At 73.1% G+C, this 17,362-nt stretch carries 15 protein-coding genes; 9 read left to right on the forward strand and 6 right to left on the reverse strand.

Translation table 11 applies throughout. From position 1 onward, the window contains the following. The 3 genes from ACZ4MU_RS34435 to ptsP all read left to right on the forward strand — a co-directional run. Positions 1 to 297, forward strand: a 297-nt coding sequence (locus ACZ4MU_RS34435; protein ID WP_467883475.1) for a hypothetical protein, incomplete at its 5' end; no start/stop codon positions are given. A 263-nt stretch (positions 298 to 560) separates the two neighbouring features. Then, the gene (locus ACZ4MU_RS34440; RefSeq protein ID WP_467883476.1) at positions 561 to 1,010 is read left to right on the forward strand and encodes a PTS sugar transporter subunit IIA; all 450 of its coding nucleotides are present in this window, start codon (positions 561 to 563) and stop codon (positions 1,008 to 1,010) included. A gap of 94 nt (positions 1,011 to 1,104) precedes the next feature. After that, complete coding sequence (gene ptsP / locus ACZ4MU_RS34445; RefSeq protein ID WP_467883477.1) at positions 1,105 to 2,775, forward strand: phosphoenolpyruvate--protein phosphotransferase; 1,671 nt, start codon at positions 1,105 to 1,107, stop codon at positions 2,773 to 2,775. A gap of 149 nt (positions 2,776 to 2,924) precedes the next feature. Here ptsP and ACZ4MU_RS34450 read toward each other — a convergent pair whose 3' ends face one another. Further along, positions 2,925 to 3,875, reverse strand: a complete 951-nt coding sequence (locus tag ACZ4MU_RS34450) for a hypothetical protein (protein WP_467883478.1) — start codon at positions 3,873 to 3,875, stop codon at positions 2,925 to 2,927. Between the two features lie 23 nt (positions 3,876 to 3,898). Beyond that, positions 3,899 to 5,173, reverse strand: coding sequence for an MFS transporter (locus ACZ4MU_RS34455; RefSeq protein WP_467883479.1), 1,275 nt, complete (start codon positions 5,171 to 5,173; stop codon positions 3,899 to 3,901). 45 nt (positions 5,174 to 5,218) lie between these two features. Between ACZ4MU_RS34455 and ACZ4MU_RS34460 the strand changes: the two genes are divergently transcribed. Continuing rightward, on the forward strand, positions 5,219 to 6,541 hold the full coding sequence (locus ACZ4MU_RS34460) for an aminotransferase class I/II-fold pyridoxal phosphate-dependent enzyme (RefSeq protein WP_467883480.1): 1,323 nt from the start codon (positions 5,219 to 5,221) through the stop codon (positions 6,539 to 6,541). 77 nt (positions 6,542 to 6,618) lie between these two features. Here ACZ4MU_RS34460 and ACZ4MU_RS34465 read toward each other — a convergent pair whose 3' ends face one another. Further along, complete coding sequence (locus ACZ4MU_RS34465) at positions 6,619 to 8,607, reverse strand: acetoacetate--CoA ligase (protein ID WP_467883481.1); 1,989 nt, start codon at positions 8,605 to 8,607, stop codon at positions 6,619 to 6,621. A 218-nt stretch (positions 8,608 to 8,825) separates the two neighbouring features. Here ACZ4MU_RS34465 and ACZ4MU_RS34470 point away from each other — a divergent pair, with 218 nt between their 5' ends. Beyond that, complete coding sequence (locus tag ACZ4MU_RS34470) at positions 8,826 to 11,183, forward strand: glycoside hydrolase family 31 protein (protein ID WP_467883482.1); 2,358 nt, start codon at positions 8,826 to 8,828, stop codon at positions 11,181 to 11,183. Between the two features lie 14 nt (positions 11,184 to 11,197). Here ACZ4MU_RS34470 and ACZ4MU_RS34475 read toward each other — a convergent pair whose 3' ends face one another. After that, the gene (locus ACZ4MU_RS34475; RefSeq protein WP_467883483.1) at positions 11,198 to 11,725 is read right to left on the reverse strand and encodes an NUDIX domain-containing protein; all 528 of its coding nucleotides are present in this window, start codon (positions 11,723 to 11,725) and stop codon (positions 11,198 to 11,200) included. A 92-nt stretch (positions 11,726 to 11,817) separates the two neighbouring features. On the opposite strand from ACZ4MU_RS34475, the gene ACZ4MU_RS34480 reads away from it, so the two are divergent. The 4 genes from ACZ4MU_RS34480 to glpK all read left to right on the forward strand — a co-directional run bounded on the left by ACZ4MU_RS34480 (position 11,818) and on the right by glpK (position 16,186). Further along, positions 11,818 to 12,624, forward strand: a complete 807-nt coding sequence (locus ACZ4MU_RS34480) for a M15 family metallopeptidase (protein ID WP_467883484.1) — start codon at positions 11,818 to 11,820, stop codon at positions 12,622 to 12,624. Between the two features lie 105 nt (positions 12,625 to 12,729). Beyond that, complete coding sequence (locus ACZ4MU_RS34485) at positions 12,730 to 13,158, forward strand: Zn-ribbon domain-containing OB-fold protein (RefSeq protein WP_467883497.1); 429 nt, start codon at positions 12,730 to 12,732, stop codon at positions 13,156 to 13,158. Next, positions 13,155 to 14,351: a lipid-transfer protein gene (locus ACZ4MU_RS34490; RefSeq protein ID WP_467883485.1), complete on the forward strand. Its 1,197-nt coding sequence runs from the start codon at positions 13,155 to 13,157 to the stop codon at positions 14,349 to 14,351. Before ACZ4MU_RS34485 ends, ACZ4MU_RS34490 begins: the two co-directional genes overlap by 4 nt. A 323-nt stretch (positions 14,352 to 14,674) precedes the next feature. After that, on the forward strand, positions 14,675 to 16,186 hold the full coding sequence (glpK, locus tag ACZ4MU_RS34495) for a glycerol kinase GlpK (protein WP_467883486.1): 1,512 nt from the start codon (positions 14,675 to 14,677) through the stop codon (positions 16,184 to 16,186). A gap of 128 nt (positions 16,187 to 16,314) precedes the next feature. Here glpK and ACZ4MU_RS34500 read toward each other — a convergent pair whose 3' ends face one another. Together ACZ4MU_RS34500 and ACZ4MU_RS34505 are read right to left on the reverse strand one after the other, a co-directional pair. Continuing rightward, on the reverse strand, positions 16,315 to 16,920 hold the full coding sequence (locus ACZ4MU_RS34500) for a GTP-binding protein (RefSeq protein ID WP_467883487.1): 606 nt from the start codon (positions 16,918 to 16,920) through the stop codon (positions 16,315 to 16,317). Next, a complete protein-coding gene (locus ACZ4MU_RS34505; protein ID WP_467883488.1) occupies positions 16,901 to 17,353 on the reverse strand; it encodes a DUF742 domain-containing protein in 453 nt (150 codons plus the stop codon). Before ACZ4MU_RS34505 ends, ACZ4MU_RS34500 begins: the two co-directional genes overlap by 20 nt. Positions 17,354 to 17,362 lie beyond the last annotated feature (9 nt).

The raw sequence follows: 17,362 nt of genomic DNA on the forward strand, positions 1-17,362 counted from the left end.
TTTGGCACGCTGTTGAGTTCTCAAGGTACGGACGCTTCCTTCGTTCCCGTTTCCGGGCCCTCCGGGCGCTTCCTTCGTTTCCGACTCTATCAGACCGTTTTCCGATCCGATTTCCTCGGCGCTTTCCAGGTATTCGCTTTCGCGCTTTCCCTTTCCGGCGGTTCCGACTCTATCAGTGCTTTTCCGTCTCTCCGGCCACCCCGTTTTGCGACGTACGGACCTACCGACGCAGCAGAGCGTAGTGCGGATCAAGATCAGCAAGTGAAGGAGCCTGCCCGCCCCGACGCACGCACGTGAAGTTCACACATGGCGGTCAGGCGGGACTTAGGACAGTACAGGCCCCGGCGCGGCCGGGGCAAATCGGCCCCGAGCCCCTCAGGGGTCTATGGTCTAGTCCACTACCGCACCGGTCTAGTCCAGTAGTCTCCGTCGGGGAAGCCCGGCCCGGAGTCATACCAGGCGAACCCGGACTTCTTATGACTTACCCTTCTGAAAAGTATGCCGTCACCCAGCAGGTAGTGGCGGTGACGCGAAGAAGCCCCACCCCTGGGAGGCCATCCATGACCACCGTGACGTCCCCGCTCGCCGGGCGTGCCATCGGACTCGCGGCAGTGCCCGATCCGGTGTTCTCCGGCGCAATGGTGGGCCCCGGCACCGCCATCGACCCCGTGCGCGAGCCCTCGGAGGCGGTTTCCCCCGTCGACGGTGTCATCGTCTCCCTGCACCCGCACGCTTTCGTCGTCGTGGACGACGAGGGTCACGGTGTGCTGACGCACCTCGGTATCGACACCGTCCAGCTCAACGGGGAGGGCTTCGAGCTGCTGGTGAACAAGGGCGACACCGTGACGCGCGGCCAGGCCGTCGTGCGCTGGAACCCCGCCGCCGTGGAGGAGGCCGGGAAGTCGCCGGTGTGCCCGATCGTCGCTCTGGAGGCCACGGCCGACTCCCTCTCCGAGCTGGTCGACAGCGGTGAAGTGAAGGCCGGCGACGCCCTGTTCACCTGGAAGTAGTTCGGCCAGTAGTCGTGACGCCGCCGTCGTGGAGACGGCGGGTCGGACATCCACCGCGGCGGCGGAGACCGCCGCACCAATCGGAGACGGTGAAATGGAGACAACGCTGCGAGGCGTCGGCGTGAGCCACGGTGTGGCGATCGGCCAGGTCCGGCACATGGGTACTGCGGTCCTGGAGCCGCCGGCCAAGCAGATTCCCGCGGAGGAGGCGGAGCGCGAGCAGGGGCGCGCCCGCAAGGCCGTGGAGGCCGTGGCGGCCGACCTGAACGCACGCGGCAACCTGGCGGGCGGTGAGGCGCAGGCCGTGCTGGAGGCCCAGGCCCTGATCGCCCAGGACCCCGAGCTGATCGCCGACGTCGACCGTCGCATCGCCGTCGGCAGCACCGCCGAGCGCGCGGTGTACGACGCGTTCTCGCACTACCGCGAGCTCCTCGCGGGCGCGGGTGAGTACATGGCCGGGCGGGTGGCGGACCTCGACGACGTGCGCAACCGCATCGTGGCCCGCCTCCTGGGCGTCCCGATGCCCGGCGTCCCGGACAGCGACGAGCCGTACGTACTGATCGCGCGCGACCTCGCTCCCGCCGACACCGCGCTGCTCGACCCCGCGCTGGTGCTCGGCTTCGTGACCGAGGAGGGCGGGCCGACCAGCCACAGCGCGATTCTGGCGCGGGCACTGGGCGTCCCGGCGATCGTGGCACTGCCGGGCGCCGGTGAGCTGGCCGAGGGCACGCTGGTGGCGGTCGACGGCAGCACCGGTGAGATCTTCGTCGACCCGAGCGAGGACAAGCGCGCCGAGCTGGAGCGCGCCGCCGCCGAGCGCCGGGCGGCGCTGGCCGCGTCCTCCGGTCCGGGGGCCACCTCGGACGGGCACAAGGTGCCGCTGCTCGCCAATATCGGTGGTCCCGCCGACGTTCCGGCGGCCGTGGAAGCGGGTGCCGAGGGCGTCGGTCTGTTCCGTACCGAGTTCCTCTTCCTCGACGACTCCGCGAAGGCACCGTCGGAGGAGAAGCAGGTCGAGGCGTACCGCAAGGTGCTGGAGGCGTTTCCCGAGGGCCGGGTGGTCGTGCGGGTGCTGGACGCCGGCGCCGACAAGCCGCTCGACTTCCTGACGCCCGCCGACGAGCCGAACCCGGCGCTCGGTGTACGGGGTCTGCGCTCGCTGCTGGACCACCCCGACGTGCTGCGGACGCAGCTGACGGCGCTGGCCAGGGCCGCCGAGGGGCTTCCGGTCTATCTGGAGGTCATGGCGCCGATGGTCGCGGACCGTACGGACGCCAAGGCGTTCGCGGACGCGTGCCGGGAGGCCGGGCTGCGGGCGAAGTTCGGCGCCATGGTGGAGATCCCCTCCGCCGCGCTCCGTGCGCGCTCGATCCTCCAGGAGGTCGAGTTCCTGTCGCTGGGCACCAACGACCTGGCCCAGTACACGTTCGCGGCCGACCGGCAGGTCGGTGCGGTGTCGCGGCTCCAGGACCCGTGGCAGCCGGCGCTGCTCGACCTGGTCGCGCTGTCCGCCGAGGCGGCCCGTGCCGAGGGCAAGAGCTGTGGTGTCTGTGGTGAGGCCGCCTCCGATCCGCTGCTCGCTTGTGTGCTGACCGGTCTGGGTGTGACCAGCCTGTCGATGGGTGCCGCGTCCATTGCCTATGTGCGCGCGACGCTGGCGAAGTACACGCTCGCCCAGTGCGAGCGCGCGGCGGCCGCGGCGCGTGCCGCGGACTCGGCCGAGGAGGCCCGGACGGCCGCGCGGGCGGTGTTGTCCGGGGAGTGACCCGGCCGGGTCTGCCGTCGCCTCGGGGCGTGGCGGCCGGATGTGTGTGAGTGGAGGGGCTTCCCGTCGGTGGTGCGACGGGAAGCCCCTCTTCCGTTTCCCTTCCCCCTCCTCCCGGGTTTCGGTCCCCGGTCCTCAGTGGTCTGTCCTCAGTGGTCGGTGGTGGGCTGGTCGAACGCGAAGCCCGCCCGGTAGTCCACTCCTGGTTCGGGTGCCACCGGGTCTCCGGTGTCGGCGTCCGTGCAGTACGCGCTGAAGACCTCGGCGGCGGTGAGCGGGTGCAGAGCGCCCTCGTGCAGGCGCCAGCCGTGGACGCGGTCGGGTGCGTCCGCCGCCGTGGTCCGCAGCACCAGGCCGCCCGGACTGTGCTGGGCGATCCCCGCGGCGAGGACGGTGACGAACTCGGCGACGTCCGTCTCGTCGAGCGCGGCCGGCTCGCCGCCGCGGCCTTCGGCGTGGAGCACGGCGATGAGCTGCTCCTGCTGGGCCTGGACGCTGCACACCATGTGGTGCAGGCCCGGTCCGGCCGCCTCGATCAGGCGGGTGAGGATCGTGGAGGCGCGTTCGAAGGCCGAGCGGCCGATGTCCTGGCCGCAGTGGGCACACTCCCCCAGATCGGCCAGGAGCAGCGTCGCGTACTCCCAGGTCGCCTGGCGGACCGCCTTGTTGATGAGCTCGGGCACCAGGCTGTCGATGGGCTGCCCCCTGTAGGGGACGCGCGTTCCCGTGGCCGCGATCTCGGCGGTGAAGCGGGTGCGGCTGTCGGGGGTGTCGGGGTCGATGCCGGTGGCCGTGCAGAACTCGGTGAACTCCTCGGGGTCGAAGAGGGCGACCGTGGTGTGCAGGCCCTGGGCCGCGGAGGACCGGAGCAGGCCCTCGACCTGGCGGAGGTAGGTCATGTGGTCGTCGAAGGCGAAGGTCCGGTACCGCGTCATCGCCTCGAAGTCGTAGGCGTCGGCCAGCAGGCCCACCGTGCTGGGCATCTCCCTGCGCAGGGTGCGCCGCACGGCCCGGGCCTTGTGGCCGGGGCGGGTGCCGCGGGGTGAGCGGGCGCCGGCCGTGGTGCCGGCGGATTTCCTGGAGTTGCGGATGTGCGCCATGTTTTCCCCCTGAGCGCTGTCGATCAGTGCTCACTCACCGTAACCGGGGGCACTGACAACGCCGGTCGCGGCAGCCGGTCCCGTACGAGCCGGTGTTGAACGCAGCAGGTCAGGGCGATGGCGGCGCCGAAGGCGGTCCAGCCGACGGGGCCGGTGGCGATGGCCGCGGTGACGGCGAGCGGTCCCGCGCTGCGCTGTGCGGACTGGGCGAGTCCGTGCACGCCGAGGTAGGCGCCCTGGGCCTGGCCGGGGGCCAGTGCGAGGGAGAGCTCCCACGAGACGGTGGCGTGGACCATCTCGGCCAGGGTGAACGCCGCGGCCGAGACGGTGAGGAAGATGCTGGCCACCACGGCGCCGTGGACCGCCGACGCGGCCATGGCCACGCCCGCGGCGGCGAAGACCGCGGCGAGCGGGAGCAGCAGGCGGTGCGCCGCCCGGGTGGTGGCGCCGAAGCGTGCCAGGGGAACCTGGAGGCCCACCACCATCACGTTGTTGAGCACCATCAGGAGCGGTACGAGGCCGTGGGGTGCGTCGGTGGCGGAGACGGCCCAGAGGGGGATGCCGACCTTGAAGACGGCGTCGTCCATGAAGAGGACCGCTTCGGTGGCCACGTAGGCGAGGTAGAGGCGGTCCTTCCAGGGGTTGCCCGCGCGCTGGGCGGGGGCGGGCTCCTTGGAGGTGGCGACCGTGCGCGAGGGCGAGGGCGGTTCGGCGCAGCGGGCGGTGACCAGGGCGGCGCCGAGGAAGGAGAGGGCGTCACCGGCGAGGAGCCATTGGTAGGCGGCCGTGGTGGCGAGGGCGAGGGCGGCCGCCGCGGCGAGGCCCCCGACGGCCCATCCCGCGTTGGCGAGGGTGCGGCTGACGGCCTGGTAGCGCACACGGTCGGGACCGGCGACGCGGGCCGCGTACAGCTTGGTGAGCACGTTGGCCGCGCGGTCGCCGAAGCTGCCGACGGCCGAGTACACCAGCAGAAGGACGTAACTGTCGGTGGTGAGCAGTGCGGCCGAGGCGAGCGCGCGCAGGATCTGGAAGACGATGAGCACGCGGGTGAGGGGCAGCCGGTCGGCGATGCGGCCCCCCAGGGGCGCGCCCGCGATGCCCACGGCGCCGGCGAGGGCGACCAGAGTGCCGACCTGGGCGACGGAGAGTCCGGCCACGTAGGTGAAGTAGAGGACGGAGACGGCGGCCCACAGGCCGCTTCCGGTGCGGTCGACGAAGGCGACCCAGAGCATCAGTCGGCCGTCGCGGCCTCCTGGGACTCGTTCCCACAGTGCGGCTCGTCGGCTGCGCAGTGTCACTGCTCCCCCTTGACGTGAATTATGTATTGGTACATAGTTCAGTACGTGGCAGAACAATATGCGATCAGTGGCACGTCGGCCAAGGGAATTGCCGCTTCCGTCGAACGGGCCGTCGCCGAGGGCGCCCTGGCGCCCGGGGACACGCTTCCTCCGGTCCGCCGGCTCGCGGAGGAGCTGGGCGTCAGTCCCGGCACGGTGGCGACGGCCTACAAGGACCTGCGCGGGCGCGGTGTCGTGGTCACGCACGGGCGGGGCGGGACCGTGGTGGCCGCCGCGCCCTCGGTCGCCTCGCGCCGCCCCCCGAAGGTGCCCGAGGGACTGCGGGACCTCGCGGGCGGCCACCCCGACCCCGCCTTCCTGCCCGAACTGCCCGCGCCGGTGCGGATGACGGCGGGTGCGCGGTCGCACCGCTCGACGCCCCGGCTGCCGCTGCTCGAAGAGCGTGTCCAGCAGTGGCTCGGCGCCGACGGCGTGCCGGTCGGATCGGTGACCTTCGCCCATGGCGCCCTGGACTGCGTCGCCCGCCTGCTCACCACCGAACTGCGGCCCGGTGACGTAGTGGCCATGGAGGACCCCGGCTACCACCATCTGCTCGACCTGGTGCAGGTGATGGGGCTGCGTACGGTCCCGGTCGCCGTCGACGACGAGGGGATGCGGCCGGAGCCGCTGCGCGAGGCGCTGCGGGCCGGGGCGCGGGCCGTGGTGTGCAGCCCGCGCGCACAGAACCCGTACGGCGGCTGCTTCTCGCGGCGGCGCCGGGACGAGCTGGTGCGGGTGCTGCGCGGGGCGCCGGAGGTGCTGGTGATCGAGAACGACCACGCTGCGGAGATCGCGGGGGCGCCGCTGCACACCCTGACCGAGGGCGGCCACCTGGCCCGCTGGGCGCATGTGCGGACGGTGACGAAGTACCTGGGCACGGACCTGCGGTGGGCCGCCGCCGCCTGTGATCCCGCGACGCTGGCGCGGCACGACGGGCGGCTGCTGCTGACCTCCGGCTGGGTCAGCCATCTGCTCCAGGGCACGGTGCTGGGGCTGCTCACCGACCGGATGGCGGAGGAGCTCGTCCATCGCGCGCGTGACGCGTACGAGGAGCGGCGGCGCGCCCTGGCGAGCGAGCTGGAGCGGCGCGGGATCCCCTCGCACGGGGCGAGCGGGATGAACCTGTGGGTACCGGTGCGGGACGAGTCCGCGGTGGTGAACGGGCTGCGCTCGCGCGGGTGGTGGGTGGCCGCCGGGGCGCGGTTCCGGATCGCTTCGGGGCCCGGTGTACGGATCACCTCGGCGGCCCTGGAACCGGCGGAGGCGGCCCGGCTGGCCGAGGACTTCGCCGAGGTGCTGGGCGAGTCGGAGGCCACATACGGAGGGTGACGGCGGGAAGCTGAGGGGCGCGGAGGTGACGGGCGGCGGCCCCGGCCCCGCGTGCGCGGGGCCGGGGCGCGCTCCCGTCAGGCGCGCTTGCGGGCCACCGCCTCGTAGAAGCGCAGCAGCTCCAGGTTGTCGACCGAGCCAGGGTTGACCGCCTTCTCCAGCGGGGTGCCCTGGAGCAGGCGCTTGACCGGCACCTCGATGCGCTTGCCCGTCAGGGTGTGCGGCACGCCCGGCGCTTGGATGATCTCGTCCGGCACATGGCGCGGCGAGAGCTGTTCGCGGATCGCCTGCTTGACCTTCGTACGGAGGTCGTCGTCCAGGACGGCTCCCTCGGCGAGGTGGACGAAGAGCGGCATCCAGTAGCCGCCGTCCGCCTCCTCCAGGCCGATGACCAGGGATTCGCGGATCTCCGGGAGGCGTTCGACGACTTCGTAGATGTCGGCTGAACCCATGCGGACGCCCTGGCGGTTCAGGGTGGAGTCGGAGCGGCCGTGGATGACCACCGAGCCGTGGCCGGTGAGGGTGATCCAGTCGCCGTGGCGCCAGACGCCGGGGAACATCTCGAAGTAGCTGTCGCGGTAGCGGCTGCCGTCCGGGTCGTTCCAGAAGCGGATCGGCATGGAGGGCATCGGGTTCACCACCACCAGCTCCCCCACCTCGCCCACTACCGGCTTGCCCTGCGGGTCCCACGCCTGGAGGTCGGTGCCCAGGCAGGGGGCCTGGAGCTCGCCGATGTGCACCGGGAGTGTCGGGACGGCCCCCGCGAAGCAGGAGCACACGTCGGTGCCGCCGCTGACCGAGGCGATCCAGAGGTCCTCGCGGACCTCGTCGTGGAGCCAGCGGAAGCCGTCGGGCGGCAGCGGCGAGCCGGTGGTCGCGACGCACTTCACCCGGGAGAGGTCGTGGTCGCGGGAGGGCCGCACGCCCGCCTTGCGGCAGGCCATCACATAGGCGGCGGAGGTGCCGAAGAGGGTGGCGCCGGTCCGCTCGGCGACGCCCCACTGGGCGCCGGTCTCCGGGAAGCCGGGGCTGCCGTCGTACAGGACGACCGTGGTGCCGGTCAGCAGGCCAGAGACGAGGAAGTTCCACATCATCCAGCCCGTGGAGGTGTACCAGAAGAACCGGTCCTCGGGGCCCAGGTCGCAGTGGAGGCCCAGCTGCTTGAAGTGTTCGAGGAGGATGCCGCCCTGGGACTGGACGATGGCCTTGGGCAGTCCGGTGGTGCCGGAGGAGTAGAGCACCCACAGCGGATGGTCGAAGGGAACTTGCTCGAAGACCGGCTCGTTGTCACTCTCAGTGAGCGAAGACCAGTCCAGAGTTCCTTGGGGGGCAGGGGTGCCGAGCAGCGGGATGTGGACGACGGCGCGCAGGGTGGGCAGTTCGCGGCGGAGCTCCGCGACGACATCGGTCCGGTCGTGCTCCTTGCCGCCGTAGCGGTAGCCGTCGACGGTGAACAGGACGACGGGTTCCACCTGCTGGAACCGGTCGAGGACGCTGCGCGCTCCGAAGTCGGGGGCGCAGGAGGTCCACACGGCGCCGACGGCGGCGGTGGCCAGGAGCGCGGTGACGGCCTGCGGGATGTTCGGCAGATAGCCGCTGACGCGGTCCCCGGGGCGTACGCCGAGGGCGCGCAGTTCGGCGGCGAGCGAGCCGACCTGCCGGCGCAGCTCCGCCCAGCTGGTGGCGACGGGCTCATGGGCCTCGTCGACGTGCAGCAGCGCGGCGTCCTCGGCGCGGGCCGGGTCCTCGGCGGTGCGCAGCGCGTGCTCGGCGTAGTTGAGGGTGGCGCCGGGGAACCACTGGGCGCCCGGCATCGACCGGTCGGCGAGCACCGTCTCGTACGGGGTGGAGAAGCGCACGTCGAACCAGTCGGCGACGGCCTTCCAGAAGGTGTCGAGTTCGGTGACGGACCAGCGGTGGAGCGCCTCGTAGCCGCCCTGGGCGGGGGCGCCGTACCGCTCCGCGGCCCAGGTCTGGAACGCGGTGATCCGCGCCCCGGCGATGCGGTCGGGGCCCGGTTGCCACAGGGGCGCGGGCTGCGGCGCGGCGTTCGCTGGTGAGGTCATGGGTCGGCTCCCGGGCTGGTACGCGTGGTGTGCGTGTGCCGCGCGCACACGCGTAGGGGTGTGCGCATGCGGCGGCTCACAGGGACGATGCCATGTGATCGTCTTGCGCACCAGGGTGCGCCGCCCATAGTCAGGCACCTGTCGGTGTGGTGCCACCACGGGTGAACGGAAGTTGAACGGAGCCCACGGCTCATGATCCGGATGGCAGGGTGAGCCGCATGGACGGCGATGACCTGGTGCGCGCGGTGAAGGCCTTCGGCTCGGTACAGGGGCTGCGAGCGGTCCGGTCCGCCCTGCGCCGGCGCCGCGCGGACACGTGGGGACTGCCCGCGCGCGGCCCCGAGCGCGCCCGGGTGCCCGGTCAGGTGCGGGACGCCGAGCCCCGGCCGGGCGGCGGAGTGGTGCGGTTCACCCGCTCCGACCTGGAGGTGCGGGTGGCGGCGGGCGGCGCCGTGTTCTGGGGCTGGGACGGGGCCGGACCCGAGCCGTCCTACGCGCTGGCGGGCCCCGCGCCCGAGCCGGACGCGCGCGCCGTCCTGGAGCCGGACACGGACGGCGGCTGGCGGGTGGTCTCGGAGCGGGTGATGGTGACCGTGTCGCGGCACGGGGCCGTGGAGGTGCGCACCCCCGGCGGCATGGTGCTGCGCCGTGAGCTGCCGCCGCGCTGGTGGGAGCCGGCCGCGGGCGGCCCGGCGCGCTGGGTGCAGCGCTCTGAAGTCGCCGCCGACGCGCGCGTGTTCGGGCTCGGCGGGCGCGCGCGGGGCCCCCGGCTGCGCGACGGGACGTACCGGCTGTGGAACACCGACCCGCGCGGCGGCTTCGCCCCGGGCGACGACCCGCTGTACATCACGATGCCGGTGCAGCTGGTGGTGGCGGACGCCGGGACCCATCTGGCGTTCTACGACAACACCTGGGACGGCCGGGTCCTGCTGCGCGAGGGCGAGGAGGGCGCCGGTTCCGGTCACGACCGGGCGGGGTACAGCGAGCTGCGGATGGAGGGCGGCCCGCTGCGCTGCTGGGTGGTGGTGGGCACCCCCGCGCGCGTGCTGCGGGGGTGGACGGCGCTGACGGGCGCGCCCGCGCTGCCGCCGTCCTGGGCACTGGGCCCGCAGCACGCGCGCTGGGGCTTCGGCAGCGAGGCCGAGGTGCGCCGGGTCGTCGCCGGGTACCGGGAGCACCGGCTGCCCCTGTCCGCGCTCCACCTGGACATCGACCACTACGACGCGCACCAGGTGTTCACGGTCGACCGCGAGCGGTTCCCGGATCTGCCCGGCCTCGCCGAGGATCTGGCCGAGGACGGGGTGCGGCTGGTGTCGATCGTCGACCCGGCGGTGAAGGCGCGGCGCGGCAACGCGGTGTACGAGAGCGGCCTCGCGGCGGACGCGTTCGTGCGGGACGCGCGCGGCGCCGAGGTGCGCGGCGTGGTCTGGCCGGGTGAGTGCGTCTACCCCGACTTCACCGATCCCCGCGCGCGCGAGTGGTGGGGCGGGCTCTACCGGGAGCGGCTCGACCAGGGCTTCGCCGGGGTGTGGCACGACATGAACGAACCGACGTCGTTCGCGCCCTTCGGCGATCCGACCCTGCCCCGCTCGGCGCGGCACGCGCTGGAGGGCCGGGGCGGCGACCACCGCGAGGCCCACAACGTGTACGGCCTGGCCATGGCCCGGGCCGGCTACGAGGGGCTGCGCCGGCTGCGTCCCGGTGAGCGGCCGTTCCTGTTCAGCCGTTCCGGCTGGGCCGGGATGCAGCGCTACGGCGGCACCTGGTCGGGCGACGTCAGCAGCGGCTGGCCGGGGCTGCGGGCCTCGCTCGCCCTGGTGCTGGGGCTCGGGCTGTGCGGGGTGCCGTACTCGGGTCCGGACGTCGGCGGGTTCAACGGCAGCCCCTCGCCGGAGCTGTATCTGCGCTGGCTCCAGCTGGCGGCCCGGCTGCCGTTCTTCCGTACGCACTCGGCGCTCTGGGCCGGGCGCCGTGAGCCGTGGGAGTTCGGCCCACAGGTGCTCGGCCACGCGCGCGCGGCGCTCGCCGAGCGGGAGCGGCTGCGTCCGTACTTCATGACGCTGGCCCGGCTTGCCCAGCTGACCGGGGCGCCCTACGCACGGCCCCTGTGGTGGGGCGCGCCGGGCGACCGGGCGCTGCGGGACTGCGAGGACGCGTTCCTGCTCGGTGACGCGCTGCTGGTGGCGCCCGTCTTCGAGCAGGGCACGGACCGGCGGGCGGTGCGGCTGCCGCGCGGCCTCTGGTACGACACCGCGACCGAGGAGCCCCACGAGGGCCCCTGCCAGGCGCTCCTGGACGCGCCCCTGGCCCGTATCCCGGTGCTGGCCCGGGCCGGTTCCGTCATCCCGGTGCGCGGCGCGGACGGAGAGGTCGAGCTGGAGGTGTGGGCCCCGGCGGTCGGGCGCACCGGCGGCGGCCTGGTCGTACGGGACGCGGGCGACGGGTGGGAGGCGGCCGTGGTGGAGCGGTTCACCACGCGGAGGGCGGGCGGCCGGGTGGTGGTGGAGCGGATGGTGCGCGAGGGCGCGACCCGGGAGCTGGGGTACCCGGTGCGGGTGCGGGGTGGGGCGGAGTGAGGGGCCGGGCACCCTCACCGCCCCGCGAACCACTCCCGTACCACCTGTGTGTGCAGCGGGAACGCCAGCTCCCGCGGGCGGTGCAGGACCTGCCAGCCCGCGGTCTCGTCCGTGGGGGCGGGCGGCGGGAGTCCGGCCGCGGAACGGGCCGGGAGCAGTCCGAACAGGAGCAGGTGGTGCGGGGAGCTGAGCGCGTCCACGAGGCGGACGTCGGTGGCGGGCGCCTCGATCCCGGTCTCCTCGTACAGCTCGCGGACGACCGCCTCCTGCCACGGTTCGCCGTCGTCGACGAACCCGCCGGGCAGCGCGAAGCGGCCGATGTGGGGCTCGATGGCGCGGGTGATGACGACCAGCCCCGTACCGCGCGCGTCGGTCACCGGAAGGAGGGCCACGGCGACGGGCAGGGGGTTGCGGTAGGTGATCGTCCCGCAGGCGGCACAGGGACGCGGCCAGCCGGCCGAGGCCGAGGGGTAGGGCGATCCGCACGCGGCGCAGTGCGAATCCTTCACGGGCCGCTGAGCGGTCTTCGGGGTCCCGGTCACGGCGGGACTGTAACCGACGGTCTTCGGCCATCGGGGCACATTGCCCCAACTCCGCCTATCGGTCGCCCCGTTGGGTGTTGAAAGGTGTGCCCATGACGATTCGATCAACCGTGCGCGGCCTCGTCGCCGCTGCCGCCGCCCTGCTCGCCGTGACCGCCACCTCGTCCACCGCGCGCGCCACACCCGAACCGAAGGCGCCCGCCGAGTTCGTGGCGCTGGCCACCGTGGACCCGACGATCATCCAGGAGATGCGCTACATCACGCCGCACAACTTCGTGGGACGGCCCATCGACGGCTACCGCCAGCCGGTGTGCATCCTGACCCGCCACGCGGCCCAGGCGCTCCACCGCGCCCAGCTGAAGCTGCTCCGCCAGGGCTACTCGCTGAAGGTGTACGACTGCTTCCGGCCGCAGCGGGCCGTCGACACCTTCGTGAACTGGGCGAAGGACCTCGACGATCAGAGAATGAAGACCGAGTTCTATCCGCTTGTCGACAAGTCGAGGCTGTTCGACGACGGCTACATTGCGGCCAAGTCGGGTCACAGCCGGGGAAGTTCGGTGGACCTCACCCTCGTCCGGCTGCCCGCGCGTGCGACGCCGCCCTACCACCCGGGGCAGCCGCTCGTGCCGTGTTTCGCTCCGAAGGACCAGCGGTTCCCCGACAACTCCGTGGACATGGGCACCGGATTCGACTGCTTCGACACCCTGTCCCACACCGACGACCCCCGCGTCCAGGGCGTCCAGCGCGCCAACCGCGATCTCCTGAAGGGCACCCTCAAGGACGCCGGGTTCGTGGGCATCCCCGAGGAGTGGTGGCACTACACGTTCAAGCCGGAGCCGTTCCCGGACACCTACTTCGACTTCCCCGTGGCATGGCGCTCGGTGGCCGGACACCGCTGAGCGACACCCCCTGCCGGAGCGCGGCCACGCGTGGCACACTTCTGACGTCCCGTCAGAAACGGACCCGTGAACCGTGGAGGGGTTTTGACGCGCACGCGCACGCCCGTGGTGGCGGGCTGGTTCACCCAGGCGCGGGATGAGGAGTTCCGGCTGCTCGGCACCCGGTGCTCCGCCTGCGCCTGTGTGTTCTTCCCCCGCGAGGACTTTTTCTGCCGCAATCCGGCCTGCGCGGGCCGGGAGCTGACCGAGGTGCCGCTCTCCCGGCGCGGGCGCGTCTGGTCGTACACCGACGGCCGCTACCGCCCGCCCGCGCCCTACGTCTGCGATCCCGAGGCCGTCTGGCAGCCGTACACCCTGGTCGCCGTGGAGCTGGCGGCCGAGCGGATGGTCGTCCTCGGGCAGGCAGCGCCGGGGGTGACCACCGCCGGCCTCGCCGTCGGGATGGAGGTCGAGGTGGTGCCCGGCGTGCTCCACGAGGACGCCGGGACCGTCTGGACCACCTGGCACTGGCGGCCCGTGGAGGCGGGCGCATGAGCGGCACGCACGACATCGCGGTCCTCGGCGCCGGTATGCACCCCTGGGGCAAGTGGGGGCGCGGTTTCGTCGAGTACGGGACGGTCGCGGCCCGGGCCGCGCTCGCCGACGCGGGTCTGGACTGGTCCTGCGTCCAGTCGGTGGTGGGCGCCGAGACCGTGCGCGGCGGATACCCCGGGTATGTGGCGGGGGCCGCCTTCGCGCGGGCGCTGGGGTGGCAGGGCGCGCGCGTGACGAGCGTGTATGCGGCCTGTGCCTCCGGGGCCCAGGCGATCGACACCGCCCGGGCGCAGATCCTCTCCGGGATGGCCGAGGTCGTCCTCGTGGTGGGGGCCGACGCCGCGCCCAAGGGGTTCTTCGCGCCCGCGGGCGGCGACCGGCCCGACGATCCGGACTGGCTGCGCTTCCGGGTGCTGGGCGCCACCAACCCGGCCTACTTCGGGCTCTACGCCCGCCGCCGCATGGCCCTGTACGGCGACACGGTCGAGGACTTCGCGCGCGTGAAGGTGAAGAACGCGGCGGCCGGGGCGCTCAACCCCTACGCGCGCTACCGCAAGGCGGTGACCGCCGAGGAGGTCGCCGCCTCGGCCGTGGTCTGCGATCCGCTGCGGCTGCTCGACATCTGCGCGACCTCCGACGGGGCCGCCGCCCTGGTGCTGTGCGGCCTGGACTACGCACGCGGACGTGGCGTGGCGGACCCGGTGCGCGTACGGGCCGTCTCCACGGTCACGCCCACCTACCCCCGCACGGTCCTGGACCTCCCGGACATCGCCACCGACTCCGCGCTCGGGGTGGAGCCCTCGCCGTACACCTTCCGCGCCTCCATCGCGCGGGCCGCCTACGAGGAGGCGGGGATCGGGCCCGAGGACCTGTCGCTGGCGGAGGTGTACGACCTCTCGACCGCTCTGGAGCTTGAGTGGTACGAGGATCTGGCCCTGTGCGGCGCCGGTGAGGGCGCGCAGCTCCTGCGGGAAGGCGTCACGGCACTCGGCGGTCGCCTTCCGGTCAACGCGAGCGGGGGTCTCGCCTCCTTTGGCGAGGCGGTGCCCGCCCAGGCGATCGCCCAGGTCTGCGAGCTCACCCGGCAGTTGCGCGGTACGGCGGGAGAGCGGCAGGTCGACGGGGCCCGGGTCGGGATCACCGCCAATCAGGGGTTGTTCGGCCACGGCTCGTCGGTGATCGTGGTGCGCTGAGCGCGGGCCGCCGGCCGCCGCGTACCCCCGGCGGCCGGTGCTGCCGCCGACCTTGACGCCCCATCAGGGCCGGTGAACACTTCCCGTTGTCTCTCGGCGTCGCCGTTCCCCGGCTCCCGGCCGCGTGCCCCGTACGCGGTCGCCGCGCCGCTTCCCCACGCGGCGGTTCCGCCGGGCGGGCACGCTCGTCACGCCCGTTCGCGGGCGGGCCCCCGTTCCCGCAGCCACGCACAGCGCCACCCTGCACGCAGGACCGGGGCCCACACCCCGGTCGGACCGGCCCGCGATCCCGGCCCGCGCGGCCTTCAGACCTAGGGGTAGCCATGACGGAGAAGTTCGTCGCAGCCATCGACCAGGGCACCACCTCCAGCCGCTGCATCATCTTCGACCGGAGCGGCGCCGTCGTCGCCGTGGACCAGCGCGAGCACCGCCAGATCTTCCCCAGGCCCGGCTGGGTCGAGCACGACGCCACCGAGATCTGGTCCAAGGTGCAGGCGGTGGTCGCGGGAGCGCTCGCCAAGGCCGGGATGCGCGCCGACGAGCTCAGCGCGCTGGGCATCACCAACCAGCGCGAGACGACGGTGCTGTGGGACCGGGCGACCGGCAAGCCGGTGCACAACGCCATCGTCTGGCAGGACACCCGCACCTCCGCGCTCTGCTCCCGGCTCGGTGCCGAGGACGGCCAGGACCGCTTCCGGGACATCACCGGACTGCCGCTGGCCAGCTACTTCTCCGGACCCAAGGCGGCCTGGCTGCTCGACGACGTCCCCGGTCTGCGCGCGCGTGCCGAGCGCGGCGAGATCGCGTTCGGGACGATCGACTCCTGGCTGATCTGGAACCTGACCGGCGGCACGGACGGTGGCGTGCACGTCACCGACGTCACCAACGCCTCGCGGACCATGCTGATGAACCTGGAAACCCTCCAGTGGGACCCCGCGGTCCTGGCCGCGATGAACGTACCGGAAGCGATCCTGCCGCAGATCCGGTCCTCGGCGGAGGTGTACGGGACGGCGGTCGGCCGGCTGGCCGGGGTACCGGTGGCCGCCGCGCTCGGCGACCAGCAGGCGGCGGTCTTCGGGCAGGCCTGCTACGACACCGGCACCGCCAAGAACACGTACGGGACCGGGAGTTTCCTGCTGCTCAACACCGGCAGCCACCCCGTGCCGTCCAAGCACGGCCTGATCACCACCGTCGGCTACAAGATCGGGGACCAGGCGCCGGTCTACTGCCTGGAGGGCTCGATCGCCATCACCGGCGCCCTCGTCCAGTGGTTCCGCGACCAGCTCGGCCTCATCCGCACCGCCGCGGAGATCGAGACGCTCGCCGCGAGCGTGGAGGACAACGGCGGCGCCTACATCGTCCCCGCCTTCTCCGGCCTCTTCGCGCCCTACTGGCGCCCGGACGCGCGCGGCGTCGTCACCGGGCTGACCCGGTACGTCACCAAGGCGCATCTGGCCCGCGCGGTCCTGGAGGCCACCAGCTGGCAGACGCGCGAGGTGGTGGACGCGATGTACCAGGACTCCGGGGTGCGGATCACCACCCTCAAGGTCGACGGCGGCATGACCGTCAACCGGCTCCTGATGCAGCACCAGGCGGATGTCCTCGGCGTGCCGGTGATCCGGCCGAAGGTCTCCGAGACGACCTGTCTGGGCGCCGCCTACGCCGCGGGGCTCGCCACCGGGGTGTGGGCGGGCCTCGACGAGCTCAAGGCGCACTGGCGGCAGGACGTGGAGTGGCGGCCCGCGATGGAGGCCGGGGCGCGCGAGCGCGAGTACGGCAACTGGCGCAAGGCCGTGGAGCGCAGCCTGGGCTGGCACGAGGAGGACGGCGCCTAGGACACGCCCCGGCCGCCCCCGCCCCCGGACCCGGGAGCCGCCGCTCCCGCACGGCGCACGGCCCGTACCCCGGTCGGCGGGGGTACGGGCCGTGTCCTCGCGCAGGGGACGTGCGGGACGTACGGGCGTCAGATCGAGACCGTACGGCGGCGGCGCTCGGAGAGGACCATCGCGTGCTCCACGACCGCGACCAGGACGTCCTTGACGGCCTCGCGGTCGCGCGCGTCCGTCATCGTCAGCGGTACCTCGGGGTCGAGGTCCAGGGCGGTGCGCACCGCGTCGGCGGGGTAGCGGGCGGCCTCGTCGAAACAGTTGACGGCCACCGTGAAGGGCAGCCCGCGGCGCTCGAAGTAGTCGATCGCCGCGAAGGAGTCCTCCAGGCGGCGGGTGTCCGCGAGGACCACCGCGCCCAGCGCCCCCTGCGCCAGCTCGTCCCACAGGAACCAGAAGCGGTCCTGGCCGGGCGTGCCGAAGAGGTAGAGCACCAGGTCCTCGCGGAGCGTGATGCGCCCGAAGTCCATCGCGACGGTGGTGGTGCTCTTCGTCTCCACCCCCGCGATGTCGTCGACCGGCCGCCCGGCCTCGCTGAGCCGCTCCTCGGTGCGCAGCGGCCGGATCTCGCTGACCGCGCCCACCAGGGTGGTCTTGCCGACGCCGAAGCCACCCGCCACCAGGATCTTCAAGGTCACCGGTTCGACGTGCCGCTTCCTGCGGCTAGAGCGCCCGAAGGCCATTGATCACCTCGCGGAGAAGGGACTCGTCCGGCAGCTCGGCCGGCGGAACGGGTCGGGAGACGTGCACCAGCTGGTCCTGGACGAGATCGCCGACCAGGACGCGGACCACGCCGACGGGAAGGTCGAGTCCGGCGGCGAGTTCGGCGATGGACTGCGGGGTGCCGACGCAGCGTTCGACGATCTCGACGTGTTCGGGCGAGAGGGAGTGGTCCCGCCCCGGGTCGTCGGCGGCCGGTTCGGGCACCACCACCGCGATCAGGTCGAGCCGGTGCTGCCCGACGCTGCTGGTACGGCCGCGGGTCATCGCGTACGGCCGCACCACCGGTCCCGCGTCGTCGTCGAACCAGTGGTGCTGCCGGGGCGGCGACTGCCGCGGCGCCCGGTCCGGCTGCTGCGGGCCGCCGGCCGGCGCCCGCTGGTCTGCGTCACTCATACCGTCGCG

The organism is Streptomyces sp. NPDC026377, assembly GCF_055567715.1.